Source organism: Flavobacterium sp. B114r, from assembly GCF_056824125.1.
The window spans coordinates 3,353,449-3,366,987 of sequence record NZ_CP124858.1 but is presented as its reverse complement, the minus strand read 5'-3'; the positions used below and the strand labels follow the sequence as shown (position 1 = coordinate 3,366,987).

Sequence of the window (13,539 nt, the reverse complement as noted above, 5' to 3'; positions counted from 1 at the left end):
AAATAAGCACAACAATTGTCTTTTCGACCGAAGGGAAACTAGAGATAGCGAACAGACGAAGTAAATCACACGCGGGGACAACGCACTGTTGCCGAGCTATTTTATGTGATTTCTCCCTTCGGTCGAAATTGACAAAAAATGCCTATATCAACTTTGAGCTTAGGCTTCGATAAAGTTCCTCACACCCTTGGTTTAAAACTTTGACAAAGCCCCAATAAAGATCTGTTCTATTATTCTATCCTCTTTATTCTATTCTCTTTATTCTATTCTCTTTATTCTAAAATCTTTATTCTAAAATCTTTATTCTAAAATCTAACTAACAGCAATTGGAGCCGCTAAACAACTCTCAGGAATATCAAACGCATTGACTAATGAAACGGCATCTGGTCGAATATCCCAACACAATTGATTGACCATTTTGCGAATCGCTTTGGTTTTTACGGCTTCCATATAACCATCTTCAAGATACCAGGCTTTGTTTTTTTCTATTTGCGAAAGTGCATATAAATGATTCAGTTTTGTTAATATTTCTTTCGATTTAATGTCTTCGACTTCTTTTATTGCTAACTGAAATTGTTCGAGAACGACTCTTTCTAAATATGCCTGAGCTACATCGATCATCTGGTGCTGTACAACATTAAAAGCGTCGTAAGGTTCTAAACCACCGTCAACTAATTTTTTTATACGTCTTGCGGCAGATGCAAGAATTGTTTTTTCTCTATGAATAAAAGCCTGCAAATGAAACCCTTCGTCTAATAAATGTTCATCGTCTGTTTTGCGGGTTGCAATTGGATTTTTTTCTGTAATGGCCGTTTTTGCATTTTCATACACATAATTAATAATTCCTGCAGCTCCCATTTCACCAAAAGATTTTCTGAATTCTGATAAACGGTTTTTAGCTACTAATTGCATCAAAACGGTATTATCACCTTCAAAAGTCGTGTATATTTCGGTATCGTTTTTTAGGGCATCAATTCTATTTTCAGATAAATATCCTTTTCCGCCACAAGCTTCACGACATTCTTGTAGAATATCCCTTGTACTCCAGGTCGAATAAGATTTCATTCCGGCTGCGAGAGCTTCGATTTCCTGCATTTCGTCTTCGGTTTTATTCAGGAAACGATTTGTAAGGTATTGCAAAGCAAAATGAACGGCGTAAGTTTTCGCTAATGGCGGAATTAATCGGCGTTGGTGCATTCTGTAATTTAAAATCGGAACTTCTGATCCGCCTTCAGGACCAAATTGTCTTCTTTGATCGCTGTAACGAATGGCAATTGTTAATCCGGATTTGGCTGCAGCCAAAGCAGAACGCGGAATCCCGATTCGTCCTCCGACTAAAGTTCCTAACATAGTAAAAAAACGTCTGTTATCACTTGGAATCGGGCTTTCGAATTCTCCTTTATCATTTACAGAAGCGAAACGATCCAGCATATTTTCTTTCGGAATCAATACGTTATCGAAACTAATTGTTCCGTTATCCACTCCGTTTAATCCCATTTTATGTCCGCAATCACCAATAGTGATTCCGTTTAAGGTGTTTCCCTTTGTATCTCTTAGCGGAACTATAAATGCATTCACTCCATAATCATGTCCGTCGATAACCAATTTAGCAAAAACAGTTGCCATTTGTCCGTGAACTGCGGCATTACCAATATATTCCTTTTGGGCATTTTTATTTGGTGTATGAATTGTAAACGTTTGCTCATTATGATTATAAGTAGCCGTCGTTTCCAGCCCTTTTACGTTTGATCCGTGATGAGTCTCGGTCATGGCAAAACAACCAGGAATTTTAAGGGAACCAATATCTTTTAGATATTTAGCATAATGTTTTTCAGTTCCTAATGACTGAACGCTCATACCCCATAATCCAAACTGAACACCAAATTTTATCACGAGACTTAAATCATGATAGCTTAAGGTTTCCATAATCGCAAAATAATCGGCTATGTTTTCTCCTCCGCCATGTTGCTTTGGATATGCCATATTTCCAAGATTTTCATCTGCTAAGATCTTACACCAATTATAAACTGTTTGGCGATAGACATTAATATCTGTGGAGGTTTCGTAAGCAAATTCGGGTCTTGAAATAACGGACTTTACTTTGTTGATTATTGCAGCTTCTTTACCGTTTAAAATGGCTGTTATTTTTTGAATATCAAAATCAGCATTGGCTTGGGAATTTGCCGTAAACGAACTGGCTTTTGTTTTGAAGTTCTGAAGTGCTTCTTCACCTAAAATTCCAAGATCATTCTCTAATTTTATAAAACTGGATTGTAAGGTCGAAATATCTACATCTTTTTCTGAAAGTGCTACTGCAATATCAAAAATAGATTTTATATCTGTTTTATTCTGAATGCTTTTTTCAATATCCAATTTCCATTGTGTGAGTTCATTTCGCGAAGGCGGATTCGATATGTCTAATCTTGAAAGCAATTCTTGTTTTTCTTCGGGCGAAAGCCAACTTAAATCAGTAATAAATTTCTGAATGGTTGTAAACTCTTTCTGGGTCAGCAAATCATCTGACCATACTAAATAAAATAAAGGAATAAAGGCTTGAAGTTTGGTATTTTTCATATCAATATAGTTGTTCAGTTTATATTTTTTCTTGCCAACGTTTATTGCGCAAAAAAGCAAGAAATGAAAATAGTCATTCCTATTTAAATATCCTGTTAAGATTGTGGTAATTTTAATTCCAGCTATTGAAAAACAAAAAAAAGTTTACCACGAATTACAGTAATTTACGCGAATTTTTTTCTTAATTAACTTTAGAAATTAAACGTAAATAATGAAGCTTCGCTTAGATGCGGCAAAAAAATTTACACAGATTTTGCAGATCAGTCAGATAAAATAATTCGTGTAAATTACTGTAATTCGCGGCAAAAACCTCTACATAAAAAAAACAGGAATAAAAAATTCATTCCTGTTTAACATATCCTCACGATTCTCGCAATTTATATTTTAAAAACCACTAAAAAATATAAAAAACTCATGTTATTTAGAATCTTTGGATATTGTGGCAAACTTTTGCTTGATTGCAAAAATATGATGTGAATTAAAAACCAAAACTGCCATAAAAACAATTCCGTATGCTATAATTTGTATCAGTCCAAATTGTTCTTTATAGAGAAACATAGCCAAAAGAAAAGCAATCATTGGGTTAATATTTAAAAGCATTCCAACCGTTGAAGAATTAATTCCTGAAAGGGCATATAAATTAAGGAACAATGGAAAAATTGTAAACAGAATTGCAATGGTTTCGATACAGAAATAAAACTTAAATTCTGTGGGAACAGGTCCGCTGTATGATGGAAAAAAGGGCAGCAAAAACAAAGCGATCAGAGTTATATGAAATGTAAGGACTAAAAATTTATCGAAACCTTTATTTACTCTCTGACTTACTAAATAACAAGCATAGGAAAAACCTATAATTACACTAAAAAGCATGTCTGTAATATTAGCATAAGATAAAAGAACACATCCGGAAATGCTTAAACCAACGGCAATCCATTGTGTTTTACTTAGTTTTTCATGCAAAATGAAATAAGCTAACAATGTGGTTAAAATAGGACAAACCAAATAAGCCAAAGATGTGGCTTTTACGCTAACATGGTTCATCACGTAAATAAATGTAAACCAATTTGTCATTATAAAAAGGCTTCCTCCTATATTCAACAAAATAGTTTTGCGTTTCTCTGCTTTTGGCAATTCCTTAAAAGTTTGAATGGCTTCTTTTATTTTTTTTCTTTTAAAAGCAAAAGCTATAAGCAACATTAGAGCACTACAGCTGAAAACACGATAGAATAAAATATCTAACGAAGCATATTCATGTATAGGCTTTAAAACCAAACTGAAAAATCCCCAGATTACGAAACAAGTTATGGCAGCTATATAGTATTTTGTTGTTTTCACGAATATTGTTTTTGATTTTCTTATCAACGCAAATTTCTAAAAAATAAAACAGCAATACAGATACAGTTTTAGTAAATTGCACCATAACAGTTTTTTTTTGAAATCTTCAAGATTATAAATTATAAACTGAAATAAACGATACCACATTCTATTAAAAAAACAAATATTATTTCTGGATGAAAAACTCAAATTACTTGTATCTGCAGTTTGCTGACCGGATCGAAAAGCAAATAAAATCAGGCGTTTTAAATGTTGGTGACAAACTCCCTTCGATACGTGAAGTATGTGCCGAAACAGGATATAGTATGAGTACGGTCAGCAAAGCATATTACGAAATCGAAAGCCGATCATTGATTGAATCCCGACCACAATCCGGTTATTATGTAAGTAATATTTCGGCAAGGACAATTCCTGAACCTTCACCAAGCAGTCCTGTTTTAAAATGCCTTAATATTGACAGGGAGGATCTGATCGATCAGGTTTATGGTAATATGACTGATTCTAATATTACGATGCTTTCTTTGGGTTTTCCGTCAAACGAGCTTCTTCCTATCGCCAAATTAAACAAAGGAATGATTCAGGCAATGCGGAATCTCCCTAATAGCGGAACGGGTTATGAACAAGTAAAAGGCAATCCAAATTTAAGACGTGAAATTGCCCGATGGTCGTTTACCTGGGGAGGATCATTAACCGAAGAAGACATTATTACAATGCCGGGCTGTACAAGTGCTATATCACATTGTCTGATGACTTTGACAAAACCCGGAGATACGATCATTACAGAAAGTCCTGCGTATTTTGGAATTCTTCAATTGGCAAAATCATTAGGATTGTACATCATGGAGTTGCCTACAAATATGACTACGGGAATAGAATTGGACGCGCTAAAAAAAGCACTTTCGTCTAAAAAGGTGAAGCTTTGCTTATTGATGAGTAATTTCAGTAATCCGTCCGGAAGTATGATGCCGGCCGAACATAAAATAGAAGTAGTGAGATTGATGGAATTTTATAATATTCCGCTGATTGAAGATGATATTCACGGTGATTTGTATTTTGGCGCGAGCCGGCCAACGAATTGCAAAACTTATGACGAAAGCGGAATTGTTCTTTGCTGCAGCTCTGTCTCTAAAACATTGGCTCCGGGATATCGCGTTGGTTGGGTTTCTCCGGGGAAATTCAAAAAACAAATATTGCGGAACAAGATTTATCATTCGCTCTCCTCTCCTACTATTACACATCAGGTTGTGGGTGATTTTCTTAAAAATGGACGATACGAAAATCATCTCAGGAAAATACGACAGATATTGAATCACAATTGCAATAATTATATCAATACGATTCTGGAATCTTTCCCAAAAGGAACAAAAGTGAGTCAGCCTCAGGGTGGTTTTTTTCTTTGGATAGAACTTGATAAAAGTATTGATACAGCTGCTTTTTACCATTTGGCAATGCAGCACAATATTAGTATTGCACCAGGAAGAATTTTTTCTTTTCAGGATCAGTTTTCGAATTGTATGCGGCTGAGTTTTGGTTTACCGTGGACAAATGAATTAAGGGAATCCATTCAAATTTTAGGAAGATTACTTCATCGATGATCTAAAATTCATTTAATAAAATACACACAACGTAACCTCAACACAAATTGATAATTTTCTTTGTGGCATTTCTGGTGTGATTTCTCCCTTTGGTCCTAGTGACAAAATTGCATTGTAAATATGGTATACTTTATTCATAAAAAAAGCCAGACAATACTTCTAAAGGTATTGTCCGGCTAACAAATTGAAACCAAAATCAATTTTAATTATAAAACAAAGTAAGCGTTGTTTTCCGCTTTTTTAATTTCGGGTTTAAGATCAAATTCTTTGATAATGTCAAATTCACTTTGATACTCGTTTAACATTTGCATTAGATTCTTTTCGATTGTATTCGAAATAGTGGTTACAGGAGTATCTGTTGGCCTGTTTTCGAAAGGATCCTGTAAATGGATTGCCATTTTTTCGATTAGAAAAAACATTCCTGCAATTACTGTAATCAACGGAATTGCAAACCAACTCAATAAACTAATTAAACCAAAAGGCAATAGTAAAATGAACAAACACAATGTCATTCTGATATACATACTATATGTTGTTGGAAAAATGGTATTTTTAATACGCTCACATTTTCCCATTGCATCACATAATCTTGTCAATGTCTTATCAATTTCTACTTGTTGATAAGCATTTAGTCGTTTGTCTTTTCTCGCAATTCTAAGATCTCTGGCGTGCAACAATAATATTGCGTTTGGAATATTCTGATGATTTTTTACAAAATTCACTTCTTCTTCGCTAATCAATTCTTTAATTGGTTTTATAGCATCTTTGTTACGCAAAGCCTGCCCTAAACTATAACACCATGCAATTTGTCTTTTAGTAAAGTTTTCTTTGAACTCATTTGCTTCTACCGAAAACTCAGGATCCTTATAAAAAGTCAACATTTGCCTTACTAAAGTTCTGGATTCGTTCACAATAGATCCCCAGATAATTCTTGCTTCCCACCATCTGTCGTAAGCCTGATTAGATTTGAAAGCCAATAATAAAGATATAATTGTACCTACCATTGTAGGTATTGCAATTGGAATATCAACGGAAACATTGATGAAATAGTGATGAAAAATTTCAAACAATATAGTGTAAGTCATTACCAAACCTAATTCTACTTTAATTTTTCCGAGAACGTACCTCATGGGAATTCTTTTCTTTAATAACATATTTTTCGGTTTAAAAATTAAACTTGTATTTTTTTAGCAGTAATTAGTTTTTAAACCAATTCTTCATACAGCGATAAGACCGGAAGTCCCAGCTTGTCGTTTACATTCTCTTTTTTCGTTTTTTTGAACTTGATTTTTTCTCCTTTACGGGTTTCTACCAGCAAATCGATGTCGTATTTTGAAATTGCCTCTGTTAAGTAAGGAGCAAATTTTTCGTAGTTGTCGTCGAAATTAGAAGTTTGGCTTACAATTTCGAATGAAAAGTTATCATTCAAAAATTGCTGTACATCTTTTACATGCATATTAGCATGAGCGTTTTCAATATAAAGTGCTTTATTGAAATCGTCTTTGAACTGCTCTGAACCTAAATGTAAAATAGGACATTTTTGATTTCCTGCCAATTGAACAAGATATTGGTGAATTCTTTTTGTTTCTTGTTTATAAGAATGGGTCAGAATTACTAATTTTACCGAAAACACATCAATAATGTGTTTGAAAACCGGAGATGAAAGTCCGTATTGATTGTGTATTTTTATTTTGCAATTTGGAGTATGTTCGATGATATATCGACATGTTTCAAGTACTATTTCCTGACTGGCGGTTAGTCCGGTGCGCATTTCGCGTAAATAACCTGAAGATGAAAAAGTATCTGGAGTATCTGAAACCATCATTAAAATGATTTCGCAACCTGATGATTTTGATTGTTTCACTGCTGATTTTACAGCACAAATAGTATCATCTTTTAGAGTCGTTGGTATAAGGAAATTTTTCATATGTATAATCGTTTAGTTTATACATACAAAATAACTCTACCAAAATTAGAGTGGTCTTAATATAAAATTAGAACTTTCTAAGATTCAACATTAGAATTTTTAATATTAATCTTTTTTATCTTCGACTTCTTGAAAATAATCGTTACAATAGTTCCTTTATTTTGCTCTGATTGCACTTGTATTTCACCATCATGCATACGAATAATTTTTGAGGCTAACGGAAGCCCTAAACCATAACCTATATATTTGGTTGCAATTTTGCCTCTAAAAAAAGGTTCATATAAATGCGGAATATCTTCTGGCGGAATACCAATACCTATATCATTAATGGCAATTTTTATCATTTCCTGATTGGCTGAAAGCGTTACGAACACTTCATTATTATCAGAATACTTGACACCGTTTGTAATAATATTATTGATTGCAAGCTCTAAAAGGGGTTTGTTGCACGGAATTAATAGTAAATTAGAATCGTTTGGAGCAAAATTAAGTTTGATACTCACACGATTGTCAGGATAAATCTTATCCAGATCTGATTTTACATCCATCAACAATTCGTCTATTCTGGCAATATCCAATACCTGTTTCTTACCATCGTAACCAGTTTGGGTTAGTTTTAATAAACTTTCTGTGAGGTTTCCTAATTTAGATGCCTGACTGTAAATATTTTCTAATGACTGAATATATTCCGGAACTTCTCTTTCTTTGAGAAGCATAATTTCAGACTCGGCAATAATCGTTGTTATTGGCGTTTTTAATTCGTGAGAAGCATTATTTATAAAATTAGCCTGGATTTCAAAAGAAGTTTCCAGACGATCCAGCATATCATTAAAAGTTGCTGTAAGATCTGAAATCTCATCTGAATTTTTTACTTCCGGCAATCTATTATGAAGATTAGAAGCGCTTATTCTATTTACTTCTCTGGTTATTCGTGCTACCGGATTAATTACTCTTTTTGCAAGGAAACGTCCCAAAAAGAAAGCCAGAAATATAAAAGCTATACCTCCAAAAAACATAATCTTTATGATATAAATAGTCGTTGTGGGACCTTTTTGATCTCTGGCACCAACAATTACAATATATCTCTGACCGTTCTCAGTAAAAACCTGCCCTAAATAATACTTATTATTTATTTCAAAATAGTCTTCTCCTGTTTTTAAAACATTTGTATAAAACTCATTTGGCAAATCTAATTTTGTATTATAATCAAAACTATTGGCGCTGTTTATTTTAAGAACAAATTCTTCTTCTTCGATAAGTTCTTCAAGACCGTCCTTTTTCAGGTTTTTATAATACTTAATCTTTTCAGGATCATTTTGAAAATGAATAGAAGCCACAATTTTTGCTCTGTCTTCTAATCGTTTTAGAAAATGGTAACGATTATTTTCTTGAAATAAGACAAAAACCACAATACACAATAACAGTGTACTAAAGGTAGAAAGTGCTACATATGTAAAAGTAATTTTTTTTCTTATATCCATTTTATGGCTTTATGACATAACCTAAACCTTTCATGGTATGAATAAGTTTGGTTGCAAAAGGTTTATCTATTTTTTTTCTTAAGTACGTGATATAAACATCGACAACATTGGTGTTCATGTCAAAATTAATATCCCAGACATTATCTAATATTTGATCGCGGGAAACGATTCGTCCACTATTTTTAGCCAGGTAATACAGTAATTTAAATTCTTTAGCGGTCAAAACAATAGATTCACCATCTCTTTTTACTGTTTTGGCTCGTGCATTTATCTCTAAATCTCCTACCGTTATACTGTCTATTCTTTCTGTATCCTGATGCGCTCTTCGATGCAAAGCATTTACCCTGGCATCCAGTTCTCCAAATTTAAAAGGTTTAACCAGATAATCATCTGCACCAGCATTAAGTCCGGTTACAATATTTTCTGAAGTTCCAAGCGCTGTCAAAAGCAATACAGGAACAAAATTTTTACTGGCACGCAGTCGTCTGCAAATTTCGATTCCATTAATATCAGGTAACATTACGTCTAAGATGACAACGTCAAAATTATAATTATGGAGCATTTCAAGAGCAGTTTTACCATCCATTGCTACACTAACTTCATTATTGTTTTCCGCAAACCCTTTTCGTAAAATCGATAAAAGATTTGGTTCATCTTCAACTATAAGTAATTTCATATTTATTAATTGGATTAATAACAAAAATAGGGATTGAGTTTAAAATTAGAAATTACATAGACATAAATTATGATTTAATTAAGAACAATTATCATTGGTAACATCAAAAAAAAAGCATTCGTCGACGGCGAATGCTTTCTTTGTTGCAAACAACATTATACAATTCAAAACGTTTCACCTGCATTCAGATAAAAACCTTTCGAATTATTACCCCACGCATAATCTACAATTAAGTTTGTTCTTGTTTTTTTATCAATTAAAATGCGCAAACCAATTCCGGCAGAAGGCTGAACAGAATTAAAAAGCGAAACTTTGTTATCTATATTACTCGCTGTTACAAAATTGGTAAAAACAGTGCCGCTAAACATCTGATCGCAAGTAATTGGAAACCTGAATTCTGTTGAAAGATATATTAAACCATCTCCTCTAAACAATCCTTGCGTATACCCTTCTCCGCTTCGGCTGCGTTGATCCCAGCCAATTGCGGGTAAGTTTAAATATGGTACTTTTCCGCGCGTTACAAATTGTCCGTAAGCCCAAATTGCTAAAATATATCTTTCATTTTTAGCTGAGACAGGAATAAAATGTCGATATTCTGCATACAAAACATTACTATACTGCTGATTATTAAACAAAACAGGATTAAAACGATAATTGATATTGGCAAACCATCCGTGGGTCGAATTTACCTGATTGTCTCTTGAATCATATACCAAATTAAGACTCATTCCGCTTAAAAAATATTCTAAATTATTAAATCCATGTTCCTGACTGTAGGTATAATGATACGTATATTTTGCATTTTCGACATCTAAATTCTTATCATTAATACTCGAATACCAATCTAGATTTATTCCTCCTCCAACATAAAAGTTTTTGGCGACTTCAAAAGATACTGTCTGATGAAATTTGAAATAATCATAATCCATAGGTTGTGCAATAGAATCGACGTTAAAATGATTTTGCTTGCTGTGATGCGGAATTATATCGGTTCCCAAGCCGTAATTAGGCTGCGAAAAAATATACAATCGATAATCCCCGCTCAGGAAAATCTTGTTGTTGTTGAGCAGAATATTATTTTTTACGTTTACGAGCCATTGCTTTTTCGTAGTATATGTTATGCCTAAATTGGCGATAGAATATTTATCTGATGCTTGTTTCCCTTTGAAAGTATATTGCGCGACTCCGCCAAAAAAGAATCCGGTTGCGGGCTGAGATCCAATTGCGGGAATAATAAGGAAAAAATTGTTTTTTGTAGGTTTAACAGCGTATACTGAATCTTTCTTTTTGAAAATTTCGAGAATAGTTTTAGGCGAACATAATTCTGAAGTAGTACTTTCTGTTTGTCCTGTTGAATTAAGAGAAATAAAGAAAAGCAACCCTAAGATTTTATATTGATTAAAGTAAATATTTTTTAAAAATTCTACCATTTTAAAGTTTTAATTTTCCGAAAAAACCTTTAATCCACATGTAAATATATGCCTTATTTTCAACACTTTAACAAAAACAACATTAGATTTTACCCAATAAAAAAGCCGCCAATAAAAAAACTGGCGGCTTTTGAAATATATTTTAAAATAATACTTTTATTTCGTGATAAACTTAGGATTAATTAAGTTTTCTAATGAATAAATTTCATCCCATTTTTCCTGTGTGATTAATTTTCTTTCTACCACTACAATTTCATGTACGCTTTTATTCATTTTTAAAGCTTCTCCCGCAATACTGGCACTTACTTCGTAACCCAAAATAGGGTTCAATTGTGTTACAATTCCAATACTGTTCATTACCATATTGTAGCAATGATCTACATTTGCAGTAATCCCAACGATACATTTATCTATTAAAGTCTGAATTGCATTTGAAAGATAATCTAATGATGTAAACATTGCAAAAGCAATTACAGGTTCCATTACATTCAATTGCAATTGTCCTGCTTCAGCAGCCATTGTAACTGTTAAATCCTGACCAATTACATAAAAACAAGTCTGGTTTACTACTTCCGGGATTACAGGATTAACTTTTCCAGGCATGATCGAAGATCCCGGCTGGCGTGCAGGCAAATTGATTTCATTGAAACCAGTTCTTGGCCCTGAACTCAATAATCTTAAATCGTTACAGATTTTAGATACTTTTACCGCTGTTCTTTTCAATGTTCCCATAATCTGAACATAAGCTCCGGTATCAACAGTAGCTTCAATTAAATCTGGTGAAAGCGTTAACGGAATACCTACTTCTTTGGCTAAATAGTTCACACAAATTTCAGGATATCCTTCCGGTGCGTTTACTCTTGTTCCAATTGCAGTAGCTCCCATGTTAATTTCTAAAACCAGGCTTTGAGCTTCTTTCAACCTTTTAACATCTTCTCCTATAGTAGTAGCATAAGATCTGAATTCTTGTCCTAAAGTCATAGGAACCGCATCTTGCAATTGCGTTCTTCCCATTTTTAAAACACTTTTGAACTCTTCTCCTTTTGCTGCAAAAGCAACTTCTAAACCTTCTAATGTTTTAATAAAACTTTCCATTTTCATGTAAAGTGCTATTCTAAAAGCCGATGGATAAGCATCGTTTGTAGATTGAGAACAGTTTACATGATTGTTTGGATGCAAAAAGTTATATTCACCTTTTTTATGCCCCAGATATTCCAGACCAATATTAGCAATAACTTCATTTGCATTCATATTTACCGATGTTCCGGCTCCACCCTGAATTAAATCGCTTACAAATTCCTGGTCAAATTTACCTGCAATAACCTGATCACTTCCGTAACAGATTGCCTCGGCAATTTTTGGGTCAAGTGCTCCACAATCTTTATTTGCTAAAGCTGCTGCTTTTTTTACATATCCCAAAGCCTTAATAAATAAAGGTTCTTTTGAAATTGGAATTCCGGTAATATTGAAATTCTCTACAGCTCTGAAAGTTTGGATACCATAATATAAATGATTAGGAATATCTAATTCCCCTAAAAAATCATGTTCTTTTCTTGTTGATCCCATATAATATAAGTGTTACGTTTTAACTTAAAAATCAGTGTAAAGCTACAGCAAATTAATATTATAATAAAACATTTTAAATTAAATATTAATAAATTTTTATAAATATAAAGCTTAAAAATTAAACACTTATCATTTTAAGGCTTTAAAAATATCATATTCATAAAAAATAGGCATAAAAAAAACGTCTTGATTTATAAAATTACATGACCAATGTGCTTATTTTATCAAGAAAAACCAATTTTAGAAAGTGTAAAAATTAATGCAGTTTAGTGCTCTGTTTTTGCAACGTAATTATTATCTTTTCGCTCTTAAATAATTATGAAAAATTACCTTGAAAAAAGAGTCCGAATATTTTCTTGATAAAGAATACAATACTATTACTTATAACAGAGATGATGCGAATTTCAAGGATTTTGAATGCTGCGTCTTTAATAATTGTAATTTCTCTGCCTGTACTTTCTTAGCAGTAACTTTTATTGACTGCGTTTTTAATGATTGCATTTTTAACGAAGCCAAAATAAATTACGTGGCTTTTAGAACAGCTACTTTTAATAGATGTGAAATCAAAGAAGTGAATTTTGCCATGTGCGACAAACTCATCTTCGAAGTAAATTTTTATGATTGTATTTTAGATTTTTCGAAGTTTTATACCTTAAAAATAAAAGGGACTACATTTACTAATTGTAGTTTGATTGCCGTAGATTTTATGGCAACAGATCTTACAAGCGTTCTTTTTGATAATTGTGACTTGTATCGCTCAGAATTTGATAAAGCGATCGCTAATAAAGCCGATTTTAAAACAAGTTACAATTATACTATTGATCCATCAAAAACTAAACTGAAGAAAGCTGTTTTTTCTTTGAAAGAGGTAAAAGGCTTATTGTTTAAGCATGATGTTGTTGTGAGTTAAGAGCAAAAATCGTACACGAATTTACTTCGTCTGTTCAACTTTCTG

10 protein-coding genes are annotated in these 13,539 nt (G+C 33.0%); 2 read left to right on the top strand and 8 right to left on the bottom strand.

Annotated elements, in window-relative coordinates:
- Positions 1-312: 312 nt before the first annotated feature.
- Positions 313-2,574: an acyl-CoA dehydrogenase family protein gene (locus QLQ94_RS14445; protein ID WP_427402291.1), complete on the bottom strand. Its 2,262-nt coding sequence runs from the start codon at positions 2,572-2,574 to the stop codon at positions 313-315.
- A 417-nt stretch (positions 2,575-2,991) separates the two neighbouring features.
- Positions 2,992-3,909, bottom strand: coding sequence for an EamA family transporter (locus QLQ94_RS14440; protein WP_271337761.1), 918 nt, complete (start codon positions 3,907-3,909; stop codon positions 2,992-2,994).
- A 176-nt stretch (positions 3,910-4,085) separates the two neighbouring features.
- On the opposite strand from QLQ94_RS14440, the gene QLQ94_RS14435 reads away from it, so the two are divergent.
- Positions 4,086-5,504 carry an aminotransferase-like domain-containing protein gene (locus QLQ94_RS14435; RefSeq protein ID WP_427402290.1) on the top strand — a complete coding sequence of 473 codons (1,419 nt, stop codon included), beginning with the start codon at positions 4,086-4,088 and terminating at the stop codon, positions 5,502-5,504.
- Positions 5,505-5,710: 206 nt separating this feature from the next.
- Here QLQ94_RS14435 and QLQ94_RS14430 read toward each other — a convergent pair whose 3' ends face one another.
- From QLQ94_RS14430 to aspA, 6 genes are all read right to left on the bottom strand, one after another.
- Entirely contained in the window at positions 5,711-6,658 is a 948-nt protein-coding gene (locus tag QLQ94_RS14430) for a bestrophin family protein (protein ID WP_338083396.1), read from the bottom strand.
- A 50-nt stretch (positions 6,659-6,708) separates the two neighbouring features.
- Positions 6,709-7,431 (bottom strand): hypothetical protein, encoded by a 723-nt coding sequence (locus QLQ94_RS14425; protein ID WP_271337758.1) that lies wholly within the window; start codon positions 7,429-7,431, stop codon positions 6,709-6,711.
- A 77-nt stretch (positions 7,432-7,508) separates the two neighbouring features.
- Entirely contained in the window at positions 7,509-8,912 is a 1,404-nt protein-coding gene (locus QLQ94_RS14420) for a sensor histidine kinase (protein ID WP_271337757.1), read from the bottom strand.
- Between the two features lies 1 nt (position 8,913).
- A complete protein-coding gene (locus tag QLQ94_RS14415) occupies positions 8,914-9,588 on the bottom strand; it encodes a response regulator transcription factor (RefSeq protein WP_271337755.1) in 675 nt (224 codons plus the stop codon).
- A gap of 164 nt (positions 9,589-9,752) precedes the next feature.
- Positions 9,753-11,018, bottom strand: a complete 1,266-nt coding sequence (locus QLQ94_RS14410; protein WP_271337753.1) for a BamA/TamA family outer membrane protein — start codon at positions 11,016-11,018, stop codon at positions 9,753-9,755.
- Between the two features lie 156 nt (positions 11,019-11,174).
- The gene (gene aspA, locus QLQ94_RS14405; RefSeq protein WP_271337752.1) at positions 11,175-12,584 is read right to left on the bottom strand and encodes an aspartate ammonia-lyase; all 1,410 of its coding nucleotides are present in this window, start codon (positions 12,582-12,584) and stop codon (positions 11,175-11,177) included.
- 331 nt (positions 12,585-12,915) lie between these two features.
- Between aspA and QLQ94_RS14400 the strand changes: the two genes are divergently transcribed.
- Complete coding sequence (locus QLQ94_RS14400; RefSeq protein WP_271337751.1) at positions 12,916-13,494, top strand: pentapeptide repeat-containing protein; 579 nt, start codon at positions 12,916-12,918, stop codon at positions 13,492-13,494.
- Positions 13,495-13,539: the final 45 nt, after the last annotated feature.